The following is a 21,671-nucleotide window of genomic DNA, read 5'->3' as shown; positions in this document are numbered from 1 at the left end:
CTGTTAGACGTGATCGAAAGCAGAGACGAAACTGTCTCTTTCGGGCAGGTAACGCGAGGACAGGCATGTCAACCAATGTGATTGCAGGGCAAGGGCGCAAAGCTGCGTTGATTGCTGTTGTTGCCTTGGCCGTGCTGACTGGCTGTGGTGTTTTCGATGCGCGCCGAGAGGGTGCATTGGAAGAATACTCGGCGGCAGAAATCTTTGCGCGCGGCGAGTTGGAGCTGGAAAACGGGCAGGGCGATGATGCCGCGTTCTATTTCGGTGAGATCGAGCGCCTGTATCCCTATTCCGAATTCGCACAGCGCGCCCTGATCATGCAGGCCTTTGCCTATCACAAAGAGCGCGATTACCCCAACAGCCGTGCTGCTGCGCAGCGCTATATTGATTTCTATCCCGCCGAAGAAGATGCGGCCTATGCCCAGTATCTGCTTGCCTTGTCCTATTACGACCAGATTGACGAGATCGGCCGTGATCAGGGGCTGACATTTCAGGCATTGCAGGCCCTCCGCGTTGTAATCGAGCAGTACCCCGATACCGAATACGCCCGGTCGTCCATTCTGAAATTCGACCTTGCCTTTGATCATTTGGCGGCGAAGGAAATGGAAATCGGGCGTTACTACCTTAAGCGCGGTCATTATGCGGCTGCCGTGAACCGCTTTCGGATTGTTGTCGAGGATTTCCAGACGACGACCCATACTGCCGAGGCGTTGCACCGTCTTGTCGAAGCCTATCTGTCGCTTGGTCTGACCGACGAAGCACAGACCGCCGGCGCGATCCTTGGCTACAATTTCCAGTCGACCGAGTGGTATCAGGACAGCTTTGCGCTGCTGACCGGGCAGGGCCTTGCACTTGAGTCGCGCGGTGACAACTGGTTGTCTGCCATCTATCGCCAGGTTGTACGTGGTGAATGGCTCTAGGGGGCGATGGGTTGCGGCCCATCCTGCAATAAATGCTGCGTGGGCTTGAAATTCGCGACATGCTGATCATCGACCGGCTGGAACTTGCGTTTCAGCCGGGTTTGAATGTGTTGACTGGTGAAACCGGTGCAGGCAAGTCGATCCTTCTGGATTCATTGGGTTTTGTTCTGGGCTGGCGGGGGCGCGCAGAGCTTGTCCGCGCAGGTGCCGCGCAGGGCGAGGTGACAGCCTGGTTTGACCTGCCTGCCGTTCATCCTGCCCGCGCTGTTCTGGAAGACGCCGCCTTTGAACCTGACGACGAATTGATACTGCGCCGCGTCAACACGACCGACGGGCGCAAGACGGCGTTCGTCAACGATCGTCGGGTGTCCGGTGAGCTGTTACGCGCATTGTCGGAAACGCTGATCGAACTGCATGGCCAACATGATGATCGCGGTTTGCTGAACCCGCGCGGCCACCGCGCCTTGCTGGACGCCTTTGCCGGACTGGCCCCGGACATCGACGCGACCCGCCAAGCCTGGGCGCGGCTGCGTGAGGCGCGCAAAGCGGCAGAGGACGCAGAAGCCAGGATAGCAGCGGTTCGCGCAGAAGAAGACTATTTGCGCCATGCCGTGGCCGAACTGGATGCCTTGGCACCGGAAGTCGGGGAGGAAGCCGCGCTGGACAGTCAGCGCCGGCTGATGCAAGGGGCCGAAAAGATCCGCGCTGATATTGCGAAGGCGGCGGACGCGCTTGGCTTGCAAGGGGCGGAGGCGATGCTGACCGATGCAAGCCGCTGGCTTGGCGGCGCGGCGGACCGGACCGAAGGCCGTCTTGACGAACCTTTGGCCGCAATCGAGCGGGCCATGCTGGAATTGGACACCGCACAACGTGGCGTCGAAGCCTGCCTGAGTGCCTTGTCTTTCAATCCGTCCGATCTGGAAGATTGCGAGGAACGTCTCTTTGCTATTCGCGCACTTGCCCGCAAGCATGACGTGCTGCCAGATGATCTGGTGAAATTTGCCGACGCGTTGCGTGCCAAGCTGGACGTGTTGGACAGTGGCGTATCTGACCTATCGGTTTTGGCTGGGGCTGTGCACACGGCAGAGCAGACATATGACGGGCTGGCTGATGCGCTAAGCGCGGCCCGCAAGAGCGCGGCGTTGCAACTTGATGCGGCCATGGCATCCGAACTTGCCCCGCTGAAGATGGAACGGGCGGTTTTTCAAACTGACGTCACAGCCGCGGATCCCGGACCGGATGGTCGCGATATGGTCGCGTTCACAGTTGCCACGAACCCCGGTGCGCCTGCCGGACCCCTCAACAAGATTGCGTCGGGGGGTGAACTTTCGCGCTTTTTGCTGGCGCTGAAGGTGTGCCTTTCGCAAGCCGGTGCGGGTGGCATGACCATGATTTTCGATGAGATCGACCGCGGTGTCGGTGGCGCGACGGCGGCGGCGGTGGGGCGCCGTCTGGCTGATCTGGCCGAGGGTGGGCAGGTTTTGGTTGTAACCCATTCGCCGCAGGTCGCAGCCCTTGGCAGCCATCATTGGCGTGTGGAAAAGCGGCAAGAGGCTGATGCTACATTGTCCACTGTGACGCCATTGGTCGATGCGGACCGCATTGACGAGATTGCCCGTATGTTGTCGGGCGATACGATCACGGACGCCGCGCGTGCGGCAGCCAAGGAATTGATGCAGGGTTAGGCGTCAGTTCTGCTGCACCAGTTTGCCGGGGTTCATGATCCCGTCAGGATCAAGCGCGCGTTTGATCTGTCCCATGACTGCCCACGCGTCACCGTGTTCGGCCTGCATGTATTCAAGTTTGCCCAAGCCGACCCCGTGTTCCCCCGTCACCGTTCCGCCAAGCCGCAGCGCGCGTTCGGCCATGCGGTGCGCAAGCTTTTCAGCAGCGGATCGTTCAGTCGTATTTGTATCGTCGATCAGCAGGATTGCATGGAAATTTCCGTCGCCCACATGCCCAAGGATCGGACCAGTGATGATGCTCTCGGCGATGTCTGCCTCTGTTTCGGCGATGGCTGTCGCGAGTTGCGAAATCGGGACGCAGACGTCCGTGACGATGGCCCGTGCGCCCTTTCGGCTGGCAAGGATTGCATAATAGGCCTCATGCCGCATCTTCCAGAGCATGCTGCGGTCTTCTGGGCGGGTCGCCCAGTCGAAATCGCTGCCTTTGTAGTCTTTTGCGATTTCACCAAAGGTTTCGGCGTCTTCCTTCACCGCATTATCCGATCCATGAAATTCAACCAGCAGATGCGGTGTCGTTGGTAAGTTCATATTCGCATAAGCGTTCACTGCCATGACAGAGGCCGTATCGAGGAATTCGATCCGCGCCATGGGCACGCCCATCTGGATTGTCGCGATGACCGCATCGACGGCTGCGGCCACATCGGGAAATGCGCAGACTGCTGCGCCGATGGCTTGGGGTTGGCCTTGTAGTTTCAGAGTCAATTCGGTGATGATCCCTAGGGTGCCTTCGGCCCCAACAAACAGCCCTGTCAGATCATATCCCGCGCTGGATTTGCGCGCGCGTGAACCAGTGTGGATGATCCGCCCGTCTGCCAACACGACCTCTAGCCCCAGAACGTTGTCGCGCATCGTGCCATAGCGCACGGCTGTAGTCCCGCTGGCCCGTGTCGATGCCATGCCGCCAAGCGACGCGTTGGCCCCCGGATCGACCGGAAAGAACAGACCTGTCGCGCGTAGTTCCGTATTCAGCGCTTCACGTGTGACACCCGGTTGCACGCGCACATCCATGTCGTCCACCTGCACGTCCAGCACCTTGTCCATGCGCGACAGGTCAATGCAGACTCCGCCGCGTACGGCCAGTGCGTGCCCCTCAAGTGACGTGCCTGTGCCCCATGCGACGACCGGGCAATGATGCGCGGCACAGATCTTTACAATGGCCGCGACGTCCTGCGTCGAAAGCGGATATGCAACGGCATCGGGTGGGGTCAGCGCGAAGTGCGTTTCGGACCGGCCATGTATCTCAAGATCGCTTGGCGAACGGGACAATCCGTCCCCCAGAATTGACTGTAACTCTGTCAGAGCGGTCTCTATGGTCATTTGAAAGCCCTTTGGTTCCGGTATGCTTACAGCCTATGCCAGTCCAAGGGTCAGGACCAGAGTTGCGCGTATGACGATTCCTTTGAAAACGCTGATCTCGCAAGGGGCCAACAAGGTCGCGGGTGATTGCCGCAATGCGATGTCGGTCATGAAGAGGGAAGGTCCCAGCGGAATTCAATTCTGGTTCATTGCCCTTGCGATCGGGATTTCTGCGGGCAGTGTCGCGGTGCTGTTCCGCCTTGGGATCATCTGGCTGCAATCCACGCTTTACGGCAGCGAAGATATCCGCATGCTGCACAGCTTTGCCGCCAGTCTGAGCTGGTATCACATCCTGGTTATTCCGATCATTGGTGGCCTGATTGTCGGGTTGATCCTGGACCGTTTCACCAATGACGGCCGTGTGCGGTCTGTGGCCGAAGTGATCGAAGGATCGGCGCTGAATGAAGGACGCGTGGAGGTGCGCGCGGGGGTGGCATCGGCCCTTGCTTCTATGATTACGCTGTCGACCGGCGGGTCAAGCGGCCGCGAGGGACCGGTTGTTCACCTGGCTGCCGTCATCTCGACCGGTATGTCGCGGTTCATCAAGGCTGACGGGATCACAGGCCGCGACTTGCTGGGCTGTGCCGTCGCAGCCGCCGTATCCGCAAGTTTCAATGCGCCCATTGCCGGGGCGCTTTTCGCGCTAGAGGTTGTTCTGCGGCATTTTGCTGTCCATGCATTTGCCCCCATCGTCATCGCATCGGTCGCCGGAACGGTCATCAACCGGCTGGTGTTCGGTGACATTGCAGAGTTCGGTTTGCCGATCCAGAACATGCTCGCTTTCTATGTCGAACTACCCGCCTTTTTGCTGCTGGGCGCTGTCTGCGGACTGATTTCTGTCGTTCTGATGCGTGCGATCTTCTGGGCTGATGATGTCGGTACATTCATTCAGGACGGATTGCGGCTGCCCCGCTTTGTGCGTCCAGCGGTTGCAGGCGCGTTGCTGGGCGGGCTTGCGATCTTTTATCCCCATATCATCGGCGTCGGTTACGAAACCACATCCGCAGCACTGACGGGCGAGTTGCTGTTGCACGATGCAATCGTCTTTGTCTGTCTGAAGGTTGTGGCCGTGGCCATTACCATCGGCGGGCGGATGGGCGGTGGCGTATTTTCCCCGTCGCTGATGGTCGGCGCGCTCACCGGGCTGGCTTTCGGCATTATCGCGACCGGCATATTTCCGGGCGCATCGGGGTCGGCAACACTTTACGCCCTGGCGGGGATGGGGGCCGTTGCGGCGGCGGTGCTGGGTGCGCCAATTTCAACCACGCTGATCGTATTCGAACTGACGGGTGACTGGCAGACCGGTCTGGCAGTCATGGTGGCCGTATCGCTTTCGTCGGCCATTTCATCGCGGCTGGTGGATCGGTCCTATTTCCTCACACAGCTGGAACGGCGCAACGTGCATGTCGCTGCCGGGCCGCAAGCCTACCTACTTACCAAGTTTCGTGTGGCAAATATCATGCGCGATATGGATCACAAACGCGCCGCCCCCGAGGACCAATGCTGGGAATTGATTGGTGAGGGGGTCTATATCGACGGCAATGCAACGCTTGAGCAAGCGATGCCAATTTTTGAGGCCGCCAATCAGCCGTTCATACCCGTGGTGACATTGGGTGGAGAAGCCGACGCCCCGGAACTGTGGGGTGCGCTGTTTCAGGTCGATGCATTGAAAGCGATGAACAAGGCGCTTGCCGAAACGGCCGCCGAAGAACATTCATAACCGCTTAGACTTCTTCGACCGTGACCTTGTTTGGATTAAAGGCAAGGTAGTCCTTGATCTTCTCAACCCCGGCTTTCGGCGCTTCATACGACCAGACGGCATCAGGGATCGTGCCGCTTTTCGCCGCGATCGAATAGTAGCTGGCGTTCCCTTTGTAGGGGCAGGTGGATTCTGTATCGGATGGATCAAGAAAGGCCATGGCGATGTCGTCGCGCGGGAAGTAGATCACAGGCGGGTATTCCCCTTCGGTCAGTTCCAGCGCAGCTTTGCTTTCGCCGATGACCGCACCTGCGACGCGGACAACCCACGTGCCGGACGCAGGACGAATTTTGATATGCTCAGCCATTGCCGGTTTCCTTTCCCTGAATGTCAGGTGATGTTGGGGCCGTCGATGACGGCATCAAAGTGGGGCGCAAGCGGTCGTCAGCCAGTCCAGTGCTTCGCCTTGCACAAGCGGGCCGATTTTTTCCAGAGTCTGCGCATGATATGCGTCGATCCAGAACCGCTCTGCCTGCGTGAGGAGAGTAACATCAATCAACCGACTGTCCAGCGGCACATGCGTCAGGGTTTCGAAGGCATACATCTCGCGTGCGTCTGCACCCTCAAGCGGCGCGGCAGGGCAGACGACGATCAGGTTTTCGATCCTGATCCCGAACGCACCTTCGCGGTAGTATCCGGGTTCGTTGGACAGGATCATCCCCGGTTCCAGCGCAACCTTTGCACGCCGTGAAAGTCCTTGCGGCCCTTCGTGAACGCAGAGATAGGACCCGACCCCGTGACCTGTTCCATGATCGTAATCCATACCCGCTGACCAGAGCGGCACGCGGGCAAGCGCATCCAGATGCTGCCCTCCGACCCCCTTGGGAAAGCGGACCCGGCTGATGGCGATCATGCCTTGCAGCACGCGCGTATAACAGGCGCGATGCGTCTGGCTTGGCGTGCCGATAGCGATGGTGCGCGTGATGTCTGTGGTCCCGTCAAGGTACTGTCCGCCACTGTCTACCAACAAAAGCTCGCCCGGATTGATCGCTCGGTTCGTCTGTTCGGTCACACGGTAGTGGACGATGGCCCCGTTCGGACCTGCGCCGCAGATCGTGTCAAAGCTGATTTCACGCAGCTGGTTGGTGTCGCGGCGAAAGCCCTCCAACTCCTTGACCACGTCGATTTCGGTCAACCCGCCCTGCGGGCCGGCCTGATCCAGCCAGGCCAGAAACCGCACCATCGCCGCTCCGTCACGCAAATGCGCAGCCTTGGCACCGGCAATCTCGACTGGGTTCTTGCAGGCCTTTGGCAGAATGCAGGGGTCGTCCGCTTCGATCACGGCGATCCCGGCTGCCTGCAGCGTCGTACGGATAATCTGCGGGCAGGTTTTCGGGTCGATCTGTACAGGTCCGGCAAGGCCGCGCAGGAACCCGAGGAAACTGTCAACAGGATGGACGGTTACGGCTGTCCCTATATGGTCTGCAATATCATCGGCTTTTCCGGGTCCGGCAAAGAGATCGGCCGCGCCATCCGGATGCAAGACAAGAAAACCCTGTGGCACCGGGTTGCGTTCGATATCCGTGCCACGGATGTTCAAAAGCCACGCGATGCTGTCGGGCAAAGTAATCACGACAGGCTGCTCGGTGGCCACGCGCTTTCGTTTCTCTGCAGCGGCTTCGCCTGCAAATTCCAGCGGATGAGCGCTGAATTTCGCATCTGGCGGGGCAGGTCTGTCCGTCCAGATGCGATCCACGAGGTTGTCGACGGCAACAAGCGAAATGGCGGCCTTGCCAAGCGTCTTTCCATGACGGGCCACATCTTCGACGGTGTGAAGCCACGGATCAAAGCCGACGTTTCCGCCACCCGGCATTTGCGTTTCAAGCCAGTCCGTCAACGACATTTCCGGCCAGTGCACCGGCGTGAAATCATCTGCGACTTGCGCACGCACTTGCAAACGGTAACGGCCGTCGATGAAGACCCCTGCGATGTCATTGAGGATTGCGGCAAATCCTGCCGATCCGGTAAACCCCGTCAGCCAGGCGAGACGTTCGTCGCACGGCGCGACATACTCGCCCTGATGTGCATCCGCACGGGGGACAAGAAAGCCGTCCAAGCCTTCCTCGGCAATCTCGTGACGCAATCTGGCCAGCCGGGGCGGACCCTGTTCGGGTGATGACTTTGCACCGAACGTCTGGAACATGGGCGGATCCTTTGTTTTTCTTTGTCCAATCAAACTTCCGCCGGAGGCAGCGACGCTTGCAAGAGGGCAGTGATTTATCCGGCTTTGCGCATCCCAAGAACACGCGCCCGTTTGCGTGGGTCGCTGTCAAACAGGCTGGCCAGTTGTTCTGTCATCGCACCTGCCAATTGTTCCACATCCGTGATCGTGACCGCACGGTCGTAATAACGTGTCACGTCATGGCCGATACCGATCGCGACAAGTTCGACCGCTTTGCGCTTTTCCACCATGGCGATGACGTCGCGCAGGTGCTTTTCAAGATAGTTTGCCGGATTGACTGACAGCGTGCTGTCATCCACTGGTGCTCCGTCAGAGATCACCATCAGGATCTTGCGCTGCTCATGTCGGTTGGCAATGCGCCGATGCGCCCATTCAAGGGCTTCACCGTCGATGTTTTCTTTCAGCAGGCCCTCTTTCATCATCAGTCCGAGGTTTGGACGTGTGCGTCGCCACGGAGCATCTGCACCCTTGTAGACGATATGGCGCAGATCGTTCAGGCGGCCCGGCGTGGCCTCCCGTCCGGCTTTCAACCATTCCTCGCGGCTTTGCCCGCCTTTCCAGGCTTTCGTCGTGAAACCGAGGATTTCAACCTTGACCGAGCAGCGTTCCAGTGTGCGCGCCATCACATCCGCGCAGATCGCCGCAATGGAAATTGGGCGGCCCCGCATGGACCCGGAGTTGTCGAGCAGGAGGGTCACCACAGTGTCGCGGAATTCGGTATCTTTTTCGACTTTGAAAGAAAGTGGCGTTGTCGGAGACGCCACGATCCGGGCCAACCGACCCGCGTCCAGAATGCCTTCTTCACGGTCGAATTCCCAAGACCGGTTTTGCTGGGCCTGCAAACGTCGCTGCAGTTTGTTGGCCAGCCGCGAGACAGCCCCCTTGAGCGGCTCCAACTGCTGGTCAAGATACGACCGCAAGCGTTCAAGTTCTGCCGGCTCGGCGAGTTCTTCCGCCAGCACCTCTTCATCGTATTCCGTCGTAAAGACATGATAATCCGGGTCAGCTTCGGAAATGGGCATAGGCGCGGGCGGTTCGAGGGGGGCTTCCCCATCGGGCATTTCCGTTTCTTCACCCATCTCGGCATCGGCCTGATCGTCCATGCTGACCTGCGCTTCGGAGGCATCCTGCTGGTCGTCCTGGCTTTGCTCTGGTGTGCCGGCGTCCTCGTCATCCTCGGAATCGTCCTGACCGGTGCTATCTGGCTCGTCGTCCTGATCGTCGCCGCCTTCTTCGGCGTCGTCGTCTTGATCGTCGTCGATATTGTCGGGATCATCACCCAGCTGATCCGCATAGCCGAGGTCGGAAATCATCTGTCGCGCAAATTTCGCGAATGCCTTCTGATCCGACAGCATATCTTGAAGGTTTTCCAGCGTGCCGCCGCAGCTATCCTCGATAAACCCGCGCCAGAGTTCCATGACGTTTGCGGCACCCGGTGGCATTTCGCGACCCGTCGCAAGATGGCGGATCAGGTATCCGGCTGCAGTGGCGAGCGGCGCGTCGGCAGGGGCCTTGATCTGGTCATAGCCTTTGCGCATGGCCTCGTTACCGATCTTGGCGTCGATGTTTCCCGCGGTACCGGGCATGTATTCCGCACCAATCGCTTCGATCCGCGCAGTTTCCATGGCATTATAAAGATCTTGCGCCATTTGCCCTTGTGGCAGGTAGCGCGCGTTCGTTTTTGCATCATGAAACTTGTGGCGCAGCGCGAATGAATCTGCGGTGCCCCGGGCAAGCAACACTTCTTCGCGCGTCATGCGCCGGCTGACCTGTGGCAGTCTGATCGTGTCTGCCGTCTGACCGGCGGGATCGACCGAATAGCTGACCGACAGTTCCGGATCGTCAGCCATGACCTTCGTGGCCTCGGCGAGGGCCTTTTTGAACGGGTCGGCCGGATTGTCAGAGGGTTTGGTCATCGCGCGGGTCCTTTGTTGCTGGGCAACCTAGAACCCGCAGGCACGCTTGACCAGTGCCCAGCTGCTCATGCCGCGTCGTAAATCGCCTCTTCAAAGGTGATTTTTGCTTCGGGCGCGATATCGAATGGCGCATCGGCCAGTGCATGGAAATTGTCGAGCGCGGCGGCACCCGGCAGAACCTGCCCGTCTTCGTCCACGAAAGCGAGGCGGGGCCGGTAGGTTTTTCCGCCAAGTTGGATTTCGCCGTCGTCGAAAAGATAGGCGAGTTCGGTCACGATCCCTTCGACATTCGCCTTTGCGATGTCTTCTGACATGTTTTCCGCGAAGAGGGGAAGCAGGGCATGGGCAATCAAAGTTGCGGCAGATTCGGCCAGATCTGAGTGTTCGACCGTATAGTCGTCAGGTAGTGCCGTTCCGATTTTCATCTTCATGGGGTCGCTCCGGTTGAATAATCTGGCCGCTGATCTTGCGCACAATCGCGACCGGATTAGGACCAATTCGGACCAATTGCGTGGAACTTTTCAGCTGAGCAGGAAGGCGGTGCAGGACGCAAGATAGCGGGCTGCTGCTTTTTTGGCCCAAGCGGCGTCCGTGTTGTCGCTTGCGAATTGCGCCCGTTCTAACAGCCCGCGCTGCGCTGCGCGCGCATCCGTGCGCCAAGCCAGCACCTCGCGTCCGCGGCCATCGGGGATCATTGAATTGAGGATATCGACGATTTGTTGGCGCTGTTCTTGCGTTGCCGCAGAGTTGCCGTCAAGCATGAGCCATTCGAATTCAAGTTGTGCCGTCAACCGACCCGCGCAATTGGCAAAGGTGCGCAGCTGCGCCTCTGGCGAGGACAGATCGGCAAAACATGGATTTGCCGCCGTCAGGAAGACAAAAAGCAAAATTCGCATACTGCACATTATAGCAGCATGCGTGTTAATTTTTTGCCGATATAGTGGGCGTTTTAAGAAGTTGGTCGAGCGTAGCAGACGCGTGACACAAGGACTGGTGTGTCAACGCACCTGCAAAAACAAGTCTGGCGGGTTGTCAGATGGCTGGGTTTTAGCCGAGGCTGAGTGACGCCGCACTTTCTGGCAATTCCTCGTCAAAGCAGCGTTGATAGAACTCGGCTACGGTCTGCCGCTCCAGCTCATCGCATTTGTTGAGGAATGACAGGCGGAAAGCATAGCCTACATCCTGAAAGATGCGCGCGTTTTCGGCCCAGGCCAGCACTGTGCGGGGCGACATGACGGTCGACAGATCGCCGTTCATGAAGGCTGTTCGCGTCAGGTCTGCGACAGTCACCATCTGTGACACGATCTTGCGGCCCTGGTCGGTGTTGTAGTGCGGTGATTTCGACAGGACAATCGCCGCCTCGGCGTCATGACTGAGGTAGTTCAGCGTCGCGACGAGAGACCAGCGGTCCATCTGCGCCTGGTTGATCTGTTGTGTGCCGTGATAAAGTCCGGTCGTATCACCGAGGCCGACAGTGTTTGCCGTCGCAAAAAGACGGAAGTACTTGTGCGGTGTGATGATTTCGTTCTGATCCATCAGCGTCAGCTTGCCGTCTGCTTCCAGCACGCGTTGGATCACGAACATGACGTCCGCGCGACCAGCGTCATATTCGTCGAATACGATCGCGACGGGATTGCGCAGCGCCCAAGGCAGGATGCCTTCATGAAATTCGGTGACCTGCACGCCGTCGCGCAGCTTGATTGCGTCCTTGCCGATCAGATCGATCCGGCTGATGTGGCTATCAAGGTTCACACGCACGGCAGGCCAGTTCAGACGCGCAGCGACCTGTTCAATGTGCGTGGATTTACCCGTGCCGTGGTAGCCCTGTACCATGACGCGGCGGTTGTAGCCAAAACCCGCAAGGATCGCCAATGTCGTGTCGGGATCGAATTTGTAGGTCGAATCGATTTCAGGCACGCGCTCGGACCGGTCGGCAAAGCCTTTGATCTTCATGTCACTGTCGATACCAAACACTTCGCGGACGGAAACGTCCTCGGTCGGTTTTGCATTCATATCGGTTGTGCCATCAGCCATGGTGCTTGCCTTTCAGATCGTCAGGCCCCTTTGGCCTCTGCCGTGCACATGCAACATATCGCGCGGGGCGGCAAGGGAAAGGGCAGACTGGCCCGAAATCTTCCCGCGAACTGGTCCGACCCGCAGCGTTGCAGGCATGGAAACATAGTGTTTTAACAACTTTGCACAATTTTGACACATTCGCTGCGTAGCGCAAGTTTGTCACTAGTGCGGATCACCGATGTTACGATTAAAATCAGCCGGTTTCGGCCCAACGCCTGGCGAGCGCAGTCTTGCAATCGCATACCTCGGTGTCGCGATATTCGGCGCTGTCATTTCGTTTTCGGTCGTCAATCGACTTGGTGGCAGTAATGCGGTCATCCGTCCGCTGGGCGGCTATGATTTTTGGGTGATTATCTCTGGCGCGCTTGGGGCCTACGGAGGCTTGTATCTGGGGCGAGTCTGGCTGGGTCATCCGGGGATGGCAGGCTGGTTGAAGGCTCTGGTCGCAATTCCAGTCATCAGTTTTATTGCAGCACTTATCGGGGGTACGTTCGCGCTGCCCGGACATGGTACAATGTTTGGACCGTTGGCGCTATTGACGACCTTGATCGGGAATCCGCTGCTGGCCCTTTTCTGGTCCTGCACAATCCTGTCCGCACACTATCGCTTTGCCATCTGGCGCGAAGAACGCGAAACGATTTTCAAGATGCCCGACGTTAGCCGCGCCTATTAGGTCTTGTCGCGGAAGTTCCGGCTGACCTTGATCTGATCCCACGCCCAGACAACTTCTGTCAGCTGTTCTTCCTGAGACCGGTCACCGCCATTCATGTCGGGGTGCAAGACCTTGATCAAGGCCTTGTAGGCCTTGCGGATTTCCGGCTTGGACCATGTGTCCTTGGCATCAAGAATTTCGATTGCGCGCCGTTCGGTCGGCGGCAGCTTGCGGCCCGTTCCTTGATGACGACCCGGGTTCTGCGTCGCGTTCTGCCCCAGCACCTGATGTGGATCATCGACGCCAAGGCGCGCCCATGCGGCTTCTTCGACTGATTTCTTGAACGGCTTGGTCGGGCGTTCCCAGGTGCGATCCTTATCCATCTGCGCCATCAGTTCCGCCTCGGATGTGCCGTCGAAGAAGTTCCACTTGAGGTTATATTCGCGCACGTGCTGCTGGCAGAACCAGAAATAGTCATCCATCTGGTCAGGCGATTTTGGCGCGCGGTACTTGCCCGCTTCCTCGCATCCGTCGTGATCGCACACGCGGGTCGACGTTTCGGATGCGCCAGACATACCACGCCGGCCGCGCGGGTTCTTCTTCTTCGAGCTCGACACCGACATGTCGAAACCAAATGGATCGTTTTTCTTCATGGCGCTTCATCTCTTTCCGAATAGGACGCCAGACTATAAACCGTTGGTCGCAGGATTGAAGAGGGCAGGGTGAAAATAATGGGGCTAGACAACGAAATTCGGACAGCATTGGAAACAGCGTTTGATCCGACTCAACTCGACGTTATCAATGAAAGCCACAAGCACGCTGGCCACGCAGGCGATGACGGGTCAGGTGAAAGCCATTGGCGCATTGTTATTTCGGCCCCAGCCTTTGACGATATGTCGCGGCTGGCCCGTCACCGTGCAATTCACAGCGCCTTGGGGCCCGAGATTATCGGGCGACTTCATGCGCTGGCAATCGATATCAAGTAGTCATTCTGCGGCGACGCGGGCCGAATCCGGTTTGGAGTCGTCGGTCGCTGGCTTTTCGGCCGGCACGCTTGGTACGTTGTCGCCATCCATGACCTTGTTTTCCAGAACATGTGGGTCAGGCTCAGGCTTGCTAACAGTCGGCTCCGGCGCTGGCAGGGCTTTGGGCTCTTCTGCGGGGGTTTCTTGCGCCACAGGTGTCGCCAGCGCACGCCTGAAGACGAGCATGTTCTGAAAGACAGTCGTCTTTCCCATCAGACCTTCGCGTTCTTCGCAAGGCAGCGTATCCGTACGCTGGTATTCCCAGCCGTCCGCGCCAAGTTGATTCATTCTTGTCTGCAATGCGTTCGCAAACCGATCGGCAGCGGTTTTCACGCCGCGCGCCTTAAGCCCCTTTGTCGGAGCGGGAATGACCTTGTATTCGAACGCCATCTTGAAACCTCTGAAATCTACTGCGCTGGTATATCAAGATAGGGCAACAAGGCCAAGGTTTTGCTGGGCAAACTGGCCTTGTCTAGGGATTGTGTAGCGGTAGGGCAGACAACGCTAGATGTCGACTTAAAGCCCCAGTTTGTCCGCCACCATCTTGTTCACGGCTGCGGGGTTCGCTTTGCCGCCGGTTGCTTTCATCACCTGACCGACGAACCAGCCTGCAAGTTTCGGGTTGGCCTTGGCTTTTTCGACCTGCGCGGGGTTGGCGGCGATCACTTCGTCCACAGCCGCTTCGATTGCCCCGGTGTCTGTTACCTGCTTCATGCCGCGTTCTTCGACGATCACCGCCGGGTCACCGCCTTCTGTGTAGACGATTTCAAAAAGTTCTTTTGCAATCTTGCCGGAGATATCGCCTGCGTTGATCAAGCCGATGATGTCACCAAGCTGGTCAGGTGACACCGGGCTTTGCGTGATGTCTTTCTCGTCCTTTTTCAGACGGCCGAACAATTCGTTGATGACCCAGTTTGCGGCAAGTTTCCCGTCGCGGCCTGCGGCCACCTTTTCGAAGAAATCCGCATTTTCTTCTTCTGCCGTCAGGACAGATGCGTCATATTCCGACAGGCCCATTTCGCTGATGAAGCGAGCTTTCTTCTGGTCGGGCAATTCCGGCAGGCTGCCTGCGATGTCATCGACCCACGTCTGCTCTATCTCCAATGGCAACAAATCGGGATCGGGGAAGTAGCGGTAATCATGTGCTTCTTCCTTGGAGCGCATGGAACGTGTTTCGTTCTTGTCTGGATCATACAGGCGCGTTTCTTGCACAACTTCGCCACCATCTTCGATGATTGCGATCTGGCGGCGCGCTTCGATTTCGATCGCGGCCTGAATGAAACGGGTGGAGTTCATGTTCTTGATCTCGCACCGGGTGCCGAGGTGGCTGAAATCCTGCGTTTCCTGATAGCGTTCGTAATCACCGGGCTTGCAGACCGATACGTTGACATCCGCACGCATGTTTCCGTTCTGCATGTTGCCATCGCAGGTGCCGAGATAGCGCATGATCTGGCGCAGTTTCAGGACATAAGCGGCTGCTTCTTCGGGGCCGCGGATGTCGGGGCGGGAGACGATTTCCATCAGCGCCACGCCTGTGCGGTTCAGGTCCACAAAGGACATGTTCGGATCCATGTCGTGGATCGACTTGCCCGCGTCCTGTTCAAGGTGGATACGTTCAATGCGGACAAGGCGGGCGACGCCAACGCCAAGTTCAACCAGCACTTCGCCTTCGCCCACGATGGGGTGATACAACTGACTGATCTGATAGCCCTGTGGCAGGTCGGGGTAGAAATAGTTCTTGCGATCAAACGCTGATGTCAGATTGATTTCCGCCTTGAGGCCCAAACCCGTGCGCACCGCTTGTTCGACGCAGTATTCGTTGATGACGGGAAGCATGCCGGGCATGCCTGCATCGACAAAGGCCACGTTGCTGTTGGGTTCTGCGCCGAATTGTGTTGATGCCCCCGAGAAGAGTTTTGCTTTGGAGGACACCTGTGCGTGCACTTCCAGACCGATCACAAGCTCCCAGTCGCCGGTCGCGCCGGAAATCGTTTTCGGGGCAGGTGTCTCGTAGGTCAGATCAAGCATCACACACTCTCCTTGCGTTGAATGCCTGCTCATAGAACGTCGCAATTCGCGGAACAAGTCCGGCTGTCGATAGTTTTTGAGCTGAAACGTTAGAAACGAAAGGAAATTCAGATGACCGAACTCAATGCTGCAAAAATCCTCATCCTCTCAACAGATGGTTTTGAACAATCCGAACTGATGGTGCCGCTGGAAAAGTTGCGCGAACACGGTGCCACCGTGCATGTCGCCACGCCCGATGCAAAAGATATCAAAGGCTGGGATCAGGACAACTGGGGCGAAACGGTCAGAGGCGACATTGATCTCAAAGATGTATCGGTCGCGGATTACGATGCGATCGTTCTGCCAGGTGGTCAAATCAATCCCGACCTGCTGCGCGTCAATGAAGACGCCGTGTCGTTGGTCCGCAAGTTTGTCAGCGAAGGCAAGATCGTTGCCGCTATCTGTCATGCACCATGGCTTTTGATCGAAGCGGACGTCGTGAAAGATCGCGAAATGACGTCCTATCATTCGATCAAGACCGACCTGGTGAATGCGGGCGCAAAATGGGTTGATCAGGAAGTTGCGATTTCCAATGGAATTATCACAAGCCGCTCGCCAGAAGATCTTGAGGCGTTTGTCGCAAAGATTGTCGAAGAGGTGCGCGAAGGCGACCACCCGCGCAAGGCTGCATAATCCAGTCTCGTACTTAGCGAAGGGGCATCGCGTTTTTGCGGTGCCCTTTTTGTTGTGAGATCAGCTTTGTTCGGCAAGCCTTTGCCATCGCGAAAGAATTCCCCTTGCTCAAGTCATAGAGGCCGTTGCAAGTTTCGCGTCATGAAACTGCTCAAGCCAATTCTGGGGGGAATTGCGGGTATCCTTCTTGCGACATCTGCCGTCGCCGAAGTGCCGTTCCGCCCCATCGCCCGTGAAGATGTCGTTCAAGCCAAGATCGACGCGCAAGCCGCTGCTCTTGCTGCATTTCGTGTGCAGCCACGTCCTGCACACATGATCCGGTATCCTGTAGAGGTCAACGCGACCGAGCCAACCATGCGCCCTGTTGCGCGTACCAGCTTTTTGCCGCGTACGCGCTGGGAACATCAGCCCGGCAACAGCGTCTGGACCCGCGCCGCGATGTCGGCGGTCGGGGCACACGGGGAAGGGCTTGATTCGATCATTCCGACGGATATCGATACGTGGTGTCCTGCGTATAAACAGAATTCCGCAGAGTTGCGTCGTGCGTTTTGGGTGGGGATGATGTCGGCGCTTGCCAAGCACGAAAGCACCTATAATCCGCGTGCCGTTGGTGGCGGAAACCTGTGGTACGGTCTGCTGCAGATCTATCCTGACACAGCCCGCCGCTATGGCTGCCGCGCCACAACGGGCGAGCAATTGAAGAACCCGACAGAAAACCTGTCATGTGCGGCACGGATCATGAATGTCACTGTGGCCCGGGATAACGCGATTGCGCTGTTTAATGGGCGCTGGCGCGGGGTTGCGGCCGATTGGGGGCCGATGAGCAATCGCTCCAAGATTCCCGAGATGGCAAACTGGACGCGCAATCAATCCTATTGCGTGCCCGTCCGGAACTTGCGTCCACAGATGCGCCCCGTCACCTTGATGGCTCAGGCTGATATTGTGACTCAGACCCGTCCGCGTCTGCGCCCGTTGCGGGGCACCGTTTCGACGATGAACGTGACAGCCACAGAATAGTCCGTTCTTTTCCGGCTATCCCCTCAGCAGTGGGCGCGTCGCCTTTACCAAGCTGACGGCTGGCGCATCTTCGCCCAAAGCCAGAGTTGCCTTGCGCAGCATAGCAATCCCGTCTTCGGAATTCTTCGGAAGTGCGCGCGCGGCGATCGGTTCTCCCACTCTGATCCGGAACGGCTGACGGTTCTTGTTCAGTGTCTCATGAAACAGTGTCACGTCGCGCAGCGTCGGATGGATCAGGTCGAACAGATAGAACAGGACCGAATTGCGCGCCTGAATATGAACCGGGATCACAGGCAGATCGAATTTTCGCGCAAGCATCGCAGCGGAGGCCATCCAAGGCCGCTCGTGCAATTTCAGCCCGCGACGCTTGGCCAGCCGCCCGGATGGAAAGATTACGCCCAAACGCCCCGCCTCGGTCGCATCACGCACGTAGGCCATCGTTTCGCGGGTTTTGCCGTGGCACCGTCTGTCACGACGCCATTCGACCGGCGCGATCATGTCTGACATCTGGGGTAAAACGCGCAGAATGTCCGAATTCGCAAAGAAGTAAGTGTCGGGTCGACTGCCTGCAAGCAGACGATGCAAGATGATCCCATCAGCAATACCGGTGGGATGATTTGCGACGATCAGGGCTGGACCATGGTGCGGGATATGCCCCAGGCCATGCACGGTCACGTCCCGCGACAGGTGTCGCCCCATGGTTTCCATGATTTGCGAACTTGTCGCCGATTGAAACCGTGTCGCAAGCTTGACGGTCCGGTCGTAACACAGCAACCGTTCTATCAGGCGACGGGGCAGCGCGGCGCGACGGTCATATAGCCAAGGCGCACGTTCGGAGATGAGGGCAGCAATCTTGTCTTCCATGGGTACAATCTGCACCTAACACTCTAACAGGGCCATGACATTGCGCAATTTCTACCGCTTTGGCAAAATTCTGCGCAAGCCGCTCTTATTCGGATAGGGATTACCGCACGCGCAGGATTGTTCTGATCTCGGACAGAGCTTCCTCCTGACGTTGGCTCATCGCTTCACCTTCGGCTTTCTTGATGCCAGTCAGGATTTCGGTCACGGGTTCAAGGGCTGAAGCCCCTTGAAGACGATACAGTTTTTTCGCGATGCGCGTGATTGCGGGCATTGGCCCGCCGCATTCGTTCACAAGCCAAGTGCCCAGTACCAGCAATTCCTGCGCTGTTTCCTGATCCACCCGCAATACGCTGCGCAACTGGATCAACATAATTTGTTGCTGATCCTTGCTAGGCATTTCATCAAGCGCGACGAAGGCATGGGCCAGCGAGGCTGCCGCGATATCCGGGTCTTCTATGCTTTCGACGGGATGCACATTTGCCTTGCGTGTAAAGCCGAACCGCCGAGCCGCAAGTCGCACATCGCCAGCCATATCCACGATATCGCGTGCGACGTTGCCGGCATTGCGCGCGCGGTTTGCCCAGAAATAGGCGGTGACGATAATCCCAAGCAGAGCGAGGATGAAAGGCATGATCTTTAGTATCCTTTACGCCCCATCCATTGGCTATCAATCCGGTGCGGCAGAGTCCAATAGGCGCGTTATCATTTCAGCGACATCGCCTGATATTTCAGGGTTTTTGAGGATTCTCTGCAACGCCGCAACCATATGGGCCTGCCGATTGGCATCGTAGCGTTTCCAGCTGTCGAAGGCTGTCGTCATACGCGCCGCTGTCTGCGGGTTCACAGGGTCGAGTTTAATCAGCCAGTCAGCAAGAAGATTGTACCCGCTGCCGTCGGCCATGTGAAAGCCCGCAGCGTTCCCCGAAAACGCGCCCAGCACCGCGCGGAACCGATTGGGGTTCCTCATGTCGAACAGCGGATGTTTGGTCAGGCTCTTAACCGTCGCCGCCGCATCTTCTGGGGCAGCCGTGCCGACCTGCACTGCGAACCATTTGTCCATCACCAGCTTTTCATGCCGCCATTGCTGGAAGAAGTCCGCGCGCTGATCTGCGCCACCCCCCTGTTTCAGCAGGGCAGAGAGCGCGGCGAGTTGCTGTGTCATGTTGTCGGCGGTCGCGTATTGCTGCGCTGCCTGCTTGCCCCCGTCGAGCCGCGACATCAGCGATAGCGCGATATTGCCAAGGCTGCGCTTGCCAGCGGCATCTGCGGCCGGACTGTAGGAGCCGGGCACCTGCATTGCCGCGTAAATGCGCGGCGTGATGTCCTGCAAGTGCAGGGCGATCTGCACCTTCAGCGTTTCGAACGTCCGGTAGATCGCCATCGGGTCCGGCGTCCTGCCTTGCTCAAAGAGGCGCTGGGCGATGTCATCCTGGCGCGGCATTTCCCCGACGATGCGCGCACGGAAGGCCGGGTCAAGATTGTCGTCGCGCATGACTGCGGCCAGACCATCGAGAAATGCGGGATCGGGTGCGACGTCGTCAGTAACCATGCGCATGACCACTTCGGTCGCAAGGGCGTGCCCGGCTTCCCAGCGATTGAACGGATCGGTGTCATGCGCAAGCAGGAAGGCGCGCGTCTTCGTGTCCTGATCGTGGTTGATGATGACCGGTGCGGAGAAGTCGCGCAGGATTGATGGCACTGGCTTTTCTGTCAAGCCTTCGAATGTGAAGGATTGCGCGTCCTCGGTCAGTTCCAGCATCGTTGTTGGCACGACCTCTGTCCCGTCCGGGGCAAGCAGGCCGATGGCGACCGGGATCACTTGCGGTTTTTTGTCTGGCTGGCCAGGGGTGGGCCGCGTTTCCTGTGTCAGTTTCAGCGTGTAAGTGCCGTTTTCGAATGAGTCTGTCACCGTGATGCGTGGTGTTCCGGCCTGTGTGTACCAGCGTTTGAACTGGGTCATATCCCGCCCGGTCACGTCTTCGAAAACGGCCAACCAGTCCTCGATCGTCGCCGCATCACCATCATGTCGCGTGAAATAGAGATCGAGCGCCTCGGCGTATTTCTCATCCCCGACGAGCCGCTTGAGCATGCCGATGACCTCGGCCCCTTTTTCGTATACTGTGGCAGTATAGAAGTTGTTGATCTCGACAAAGCTTTCGGGTCGCACGGGGTGGGCGAGTGGGCCGTTGTCTTCGCGGAACTGGTAGGCACGCAGTGCGACGGCATCATCAATGCGTTTAACCGCCTTGCTTCGCATGTCGCCGGTAAACTGCTGGTCGCGGAAGACGGTCAATCCTTCTTTCAAACACAATTGGAACCAGTCGCGGCAGGTAATCCGGTTGCCTGTCCAGTTGTGGAAATACTCGTGCGCGATAACCGCTTCGATGCTTTCAAAGTTGGCATCTGTCGCGGTTTCGGGCGATGCGAGAACATAAGCAGAGTTGAAAATGTTCAACCCCTTGTTTTCCATCGCGCCTGCATTGAAGTCATCAACGGCAACGATGTTGAAAATGTCCAAGTCATATTCGCGGCCATAAACGTTTTCATCCCATGTCATTGACCGTTTCAGTGCGTCCAGCGCATAGGCGCATTTTGTTTCATCCCCTTTGCGCGCATAGATGTTCAGCGCGACGTCCTTGCCGGACGCGGTCGTAAACTGGTCTGATGTCGGGATCAGATCGCCCGCCACGAGCGCAAAAAGATAGGACGGTTTCGGCCAGGGATCGTGCCATTCGGCGAATCCGGCACCTGATACAGTTGGATTGCCGTTCGACAGCAGGACGGGCAGGTCGCTTTCGATCCTGACTGTGTAAACCGCCATGACGTCGGGCCGGTCTGGGAAATAGGTGATCTTGCGAAACCCTTCGGCTTCGCATTGCGTGCAATACATCCCGTTGGACATGTATAGTCCTTCGAGTGCGGTATTGTTGGCCGGGTCAATTTCAACCTCGGCTTCCCATGTGAACGCATTCGCAGGCACGTCGCAGGTCAGCCCTTTTTCTGTAACGTCCGGTGCGATCGACACACCGTCGATCTTGGCCCACATCAGGCGCAGGTCTTCGCCGTGCAAGAAGAATTCGGCGGATGCTGCATCGGGGTTCTTGCAAAACCGCACTCGTGAAATCACACGGGTCGTGTTCGGCGATAGCTGGAACGTCAGATGCACGTCATCGACGAGATAGGCGGGCGGTGTGTAGTCCTTGAGATAGATCGGCTGTGGTCCGGCGTCTTTCATCTGGCTTTCCCTTGCGATGCGGAACCCCGAACCTATGTTCCGGAACGAGGCAGAGCAAGGGATCGGTCATGGCGAAAATGCGCAAGAAGGGCGATCTGCCTGAAAAGGTCTGTATCACTTGTGGTCGCCCTTTCCAGTGGCGCAAGAAATGGGAAAAGGTTTGGGACGACGTCAAGTATTGTTCCGACCGGTGCCGTGCCGAAAGGTCATCTGTGAAAGACTGA

Annotated in this window: 21 protein-coding genes; 8 read left to right on the top strand and 13 right to left on the bottom strand. The window is 57.9% G+C overall.

The genetic code is table 11. The features are described from left to right. Positions 1 to 65 precede the first annotated feature (65 nt). Together BMY44_RS07960 and recN are read left to right on the top strand one after the other, a co-directional pair. Positions 66 to 920 (top strand): outer membrane protein assembly factor BamD, encoded by an 855-nt coding sequence (locus tag BMY44_RS07960; protein ID WP_089992500.1) that lies wholly within the window; start codon positions 66 to 68, stop codon positions 918 to 920. A gap of 32 nt (positions 921 to 952) precedes the next feature. Then, complete coding sequence (gene recN, locus BMY44_RS07955; protein WP_089992495.1) at positions 953 to 2,605, top strand: DNA repair protein RecN; 1,653 nt, start codon at positions 953 to 955, stop codon at positions 2,603 to 2,605. Positions 2,606 to 2,608: 3 nt separating this feature from the next. Here recN and BMY44_RS07950 read toward each other — a convergent pair whose 3' ends face one another. Continuing rightward, positions 2,609 to 3,982: an FAD-binding oxidoreductase gene (locus BMY44_RS07950; protein ID WP_089992493.1), complete on the bottom strand. Its 1,374-nt coding sequence runs from the start codon at positions 3,980 to 3,982 to the stop codon at positions 2,609 to 2,611. 139 nt (positions 3,983 to 4,121) lie between these two features. Here BMY44_RS07950 and BMY44_RS07945 point away from each other — a divergent pair, with 139 nt between their 5' ends. Then, positions 4,122 to 5,741, top strand: coding sequence for a chloride channel protein (locus BMY44_RS07945; protein WP_423219747.1), 1,620 nt, complete (start codon positions 4,122 to 4,124; stop codon positions 5,739 to 5,741). A gap of 4 nt (positions 5,742 to 5,745) precedes the next feature. On the opposite strand, the gene BMY44_RS07940 is transcribed toward BMY44_RS07945, so the two are convergent. From BMY44_RS07940 to cobS, 6 genes are all read right to left on the bottom strand, one after another. Then, on the bottom strand, positions 5,746 to 6,087 hold the full coding sequence (locus BMY44_RS07940) for a DUF427 domain-containing protein (protein ID WP_089992486.1): 342 nt from the start codon (positions 6,085 to 6,087) through the stop codon (positions 5,746 to 5,748). Positions 6,088 to 6,141: 54 nt separating this feature from the next. After that, positions 6,142 to 7,923 carry an aminopeptidase P family protein gene (locus tag BMY44_RS07935; RefSeq protein WP_089992483.1) on the bottom strand — a complete coding sequence of 594 codons (1,782 nt, stop codon included), beginning with the start codon at positions 7,921 to 7,923 and terminating at the stop codon, positions 6,142 to 6,144. Between the two features lie 74 nt (positions 7,924 to 7,997). After that, entirely contained in the window at positions 7,998 to 9,878 is a 1,881-nt protein-coding gene (gene cobT / locus BMY44_RS07930; protein ID WP_089992481.1) for a cobaltochelatase subunit CobT, read from the bottom strand. Between the two features lie 65 nt (positions 9,879 to 9,943). Beyond that, entirely contained in the window at positions 9,944 to 10,309 is a 366-nt protein-coding gene (locus tag BMY44_RS07925) for a hypothetical protein (RefSeq protein ID WP_089992478.1), read from the bottom strand. Between the two features lie 90 nt (positions 10,310 to 10,399). Next, positions 10,400 to 10,774, bottom strand: a complete 375-nt coding sequence (locus tag BMY44_RS07920; protein WP_089992475.1) for a hypothetical protein — start codon at positions 10,772 to 10,774, stop codon at positions 10,400 to 10,402. 151 nt (positions 10,775 to 10,925) lie between these two features. Next, entirely contained in the window at positions 10,926 to 11,912 is a 987-nt protein-coding gene (cobS, locus tag BMY44_RS07915) for a cobaltochelatase subunit CobS (protein WP_089992472.1), read from the bottom strand. Between the two features lie 220 nt (positions 11,913 to 12,132). Between cobS and BMY44_RS07910 the strand changes: the two genes are divergently transcribed. Further along, positions 12,133 to 12,627 (top strand): hypothetical protein, encoded by a 495-nt coding sequence (locus BMY44_RS07910; protein ID WP_089992469.1) that lies wholly within the window; start codon positions 12,133 to 12,135, stop codon positions 12,625 to 12,627. On the opposite strand, the gene BMY44_RS07905 is transcribed toward BMY44_RS07910, so the two are convergent. Further along, complete coding sequence (locus BMY44_RS07905; protein ID WP_089992466.1) at positions 12,624 to 13,259, bottom strand: J domain-containing protein; 636 nt, start codon at positions 13,257 to 13,259, stop codon at positions 12,624 to 12,626. The two genes, BMY44_RS07910 and BMY44_RS07905, sit on opposite strands and share 4 nt — an antisense overlap. Before the next feature lie 78 nt (positions 13,260 to 13,337). Here BMY44_RS07905 and BMY44_RS07900 point away from each other — a divergent pair, with 78 nt between their 5' ends. Then, a complete protein-coding gene (locus BMY44_RS07900) occupies positions 13,338 to 13,592 on the top strand; it encodes a BolA family protein (RefSeq protein WP_089992464.1) in 255 nt (84 codons plus the stop codon). Here BMY44_RS07900 and BMY44_RS18290 read toward each other — a convergent pair whose 3' ends face one another. Together BMY44_RS18290 and gatB are read right to left on the bottom strand one after the other, a co-directional pair. Next, positions 13,593 to 14,021, bottom strand: coding sequence for a DUF4177 domain-containing protein (locus BMY44_RS18290; protein ID WP_207510499.1), 429 nt, complete (start codon positions 14,019 to 14,021; stop codon positions 13,593 to 13,595). 126 nt (positions 14,022 to 14,147) lie between these two features. Beyond that, the gene (gene gatB / locus BMY44_RS07890; protein ID WP_089992461.1) at positions 14,148 to 15,659 is read right to left on the bottom strand and encodes an Asp-tRNA(Asn)/Glu-tRNA(Gln) amidotransferase subunit GatB; all 1,512 of its coding nucleotides are present in this window, start codon (positions 15,657 to 15,659) and stop codon (positions 14,148 to 14,150) included. 111 nt (positions 15,660 to 15,770) lie between these two features. Here gatB and BMY44_RS07885 point away from each other — a divergent pair, with 111 nt between their 5' ends. Further along, on the top strand, positions 15,771 to 16,331 hold the full coding sequence (locus tag BMY44_RS07885) for a type 1 glutamine amidotransferase domain-containing protein (protein ID WP_089992459.1): 561 nt from the start codon (positions 15,771 to 15,773) through the stop codon (positions 16,329 to 16,331). Positions 16,332 to 16,472: 141 nt separating this feature from the next. Next, on the top strand, positions 16,473 to 17,348 hold the full coding sequence (locus BMY44_RS07880; RefSeq protein ID WP_089992457.1) for a transglycosylase SLT domain-containing protein: 876 nt from the start codon (positions 16,473 to 16,475) through the stop codon (positions 17,346 to 17,348). Positions 17,349 to 17,363: 15 nt separating this feature from the next. Here the strand turns inward: BMY44_RS07880 and BMY44_RS07875 are convergent, their stop codons facing one another. The 3 genes from BMY44_RS07875 to pepN all read right to left on the bottom strand — a co-directional run bounded on the left by BMY44_RS07875 (position 17,364) and on the right by pepN (position 21,447). After that, positions 17,364 to 18,212, bottom strand: coding sequence for a lysophospholipid acyltransferase family protein (locus BMY44_RS07875; RefSeq protein WP_089992454.1), 849 nt, complete (start codon positions 18,210 to 18,212; stop codon positions 17,364 to 17,366). A gap of 100 nt (positions 18,213 to 18,312) precedes the next feature. Then, positions 18,313 to 18,843 carry a hypothetical protein gene (locus BMY44_RS07870; protein ID WP_089992452.1) on the bottom strand — a complete coding sequence of 177 codons (531 nt, stop codon included), beginning with the start codon at positions 18,841 to 18,843 and terminating at the stop codon, positions 18,313 to 18,315. A 36-nt stretch (positions 18,844 to 18,879) separates the two neighbouring features. Next, the gene (pepN, locus tag BMY44_RS07865; RefSeq protein ID WP_089992449.1) at positions 18,880 to 21,447 is read right to left on the bottom strand and encodes an aminopeptidase N; all 2,568 of its coding nucleotides are present in this window, start codon (positions 21,445 to 21,447) and stop codon (positions 18,880 to 18,882) included. Between the two features lie 68 nt (positions 21,448 to 21,515). Between pepN and BMY44_RS07860 the strand changes: the two genes are divergently transcribed. Then, positions 21,516 to 21,671, top strand: a complete 156-nt coding sequence (locus BMY44_RS07860) for a DUF2256 domain-containing protein (protein WP_207510497.1) — start codon at positions 21,516 to 21,518, stop codon at positions 21,669 to 21,671.

This window comes from Cognatiyoonia koreensis (assembly GCF_900109295.1).
GTDB lineage: Bacteria > Pseudomonadota > Alphaproteobacteria > Rhodobacterales > Rhodobacteraceae > Cognatiyoonia > Cognatiyoonia koreensis.
Note: the sequence above shows the minus strand (reverse complement) of the source record. Positions and strands in the feature narration are given on the sequence as shown.

Excerpts from the sequence above, each read along its gene's own strand:
- BMY44_RS07960 (WP_089992500.1), top strand. The coding sequence starts at position 66 with ATGTCAACCAATGTGATTGCAGGGCAAGGGCGCAAAGCTGCGTTGATT.
- recN (WP_089992495.1), top strand. The coding sequence starts at position 953 with ATGCTGCGTGGGCTTGAAATTCGCGACATGCTGATCATCGACCGGCTG.
- BMY44_RS07950 (WP_089992493.1), bottom strand. The coding sequence starts at position 3,982 with ATGACCATAGAGACCGCTCTGACAGAGTTACAGTCAATTCTGGGGGAC.
- BMY44_RS07945 (WP_423219747.1), top strand. The coding sequence starts at position 4,122 with ATGTCGGTCATGAAGAGGGAAGGTCCCAGCGGAATTCAATTCTGGTTC.
- BMY44_RS07940 (WP_089992486.1), bottom strand. The coding sequence starts at position 6,087 with ATGGCTGAGCATATCAAAATTCGTCCTGCGTCCGGCACGTGGGTTGTC.
- BMY44_RS07935 (WP_089992483.1), bottom strand. The coding sequence starts at position 7,923 with ATGTTCCAGACGTTCGGTGCAAAGTCATCACCCGAACAGGGTCCGCCC.
- cobT (WP_089992481.1), bottom strand. The coding sequence starts at position 9,878 with ATGACCAAACCCTCTGACAATCCGGCCGACCCGTTCAAAAAGGCCCTC.
- BMY44_RS07925 (WP_089992478.1), bottom strand. The coding sequence starts at position 10,309 with ATGAAGATGAAAATCGGAACGGCACTACCTGACGACTATACGGTCGAA.
- BMY44_RS07920 (WP_089992475.1), bottom strand. The coding sequence starts at position 10,774 with ATGCGAATTTTGCTTTTTGTCTTCCTGACGGCGGCAAATCCATGTTTT.
- cobS (WP_089992472.1), bottom strand. The coding sequence starts at position 11,912 with ATGGCTGATGGCACAACCGATATGAATGCAAAACCGACCGAGGACGTT.
- BMY44_RS07910 (WP_089992469.1), top strand. The coding sequence starts at position 12,133 with ATGTTACGATTAAAATCAGCCGGTTTCGGCCCAACGCCTGGCGAGCGC.
- BMY44_RS07905 (WP_089992466.1), bottom strand. The coding sequence starts at position 13,259 with ATGAAGAAAAACGATCCATTTGGTTTCGACATGTCGGTGTCGAGCTCG.
- BMY44_RS07900 (WP_089992464.1), top strand. The coding sequence starts at position 13,338 with ATGGGGCTAGACAACGAAATTCGGACAGCATTGGAAACAGCGTTTGAT.
- BMY44_RS18290 (WP_207510499.1), bottom strand. The coding sequence starts at position 14,021 with ATGGCGTTCGAATACAAGGTCATTCCCGCTCCGACAAAGGGGCTTAAG.
- gatB (WP_089992461.1), bottom strand. The coding sequence starts at position 15,659 with ATGCTTGATCTGACCTACGAGACACCTGCCCCGAAAACGATTTCCGGC.
- BMY44_RS07885 (WP_089992459.1), top strand. The coding sequence starts at position 15,771 with ATGACCGAACTCAATGCTGCAAAAATCCTCATCCTCTCAACAGATGGT.
- BMY44_RS07880 (WP_089992457.1), top strand. The coding sequence starts at position 16,473 with ATGAAACTGCTCAAGCCAATTCTGGGGGGAATTGCGGGTATCCTTCTT.
- BMY44_RS07875 (WP_089992454.1), bottom strand. The coding sequence starts at position 18,212 with ATGGAAGACAAGATTGCTGCCCTCATCTCCGAACGTGCGCCTTGGCTA.
- BMY44_RS07870 (WP_089992452.1), bottom strand. The coding sequence starts at position 18,843 with ATGCCTTTCATCCTCGCTCTGCTTGGGATTATCGTCACCGCCTATTTC.
- pepN (WP_089992449.1), bottom strand. The coding sequence starts at position 21,447 with ATGAAAGACGCCGGACCACAGCCGATCTATCTCAAGGACTACACACCG.
- BMY44_RS07860 (WP_207510497.1), top strand. The coding sequence starts at position 21,516 with ATGGCGAAAATGCGCAAGAAGGGCGATCTGCCTGAAAAGGTCTGTATC.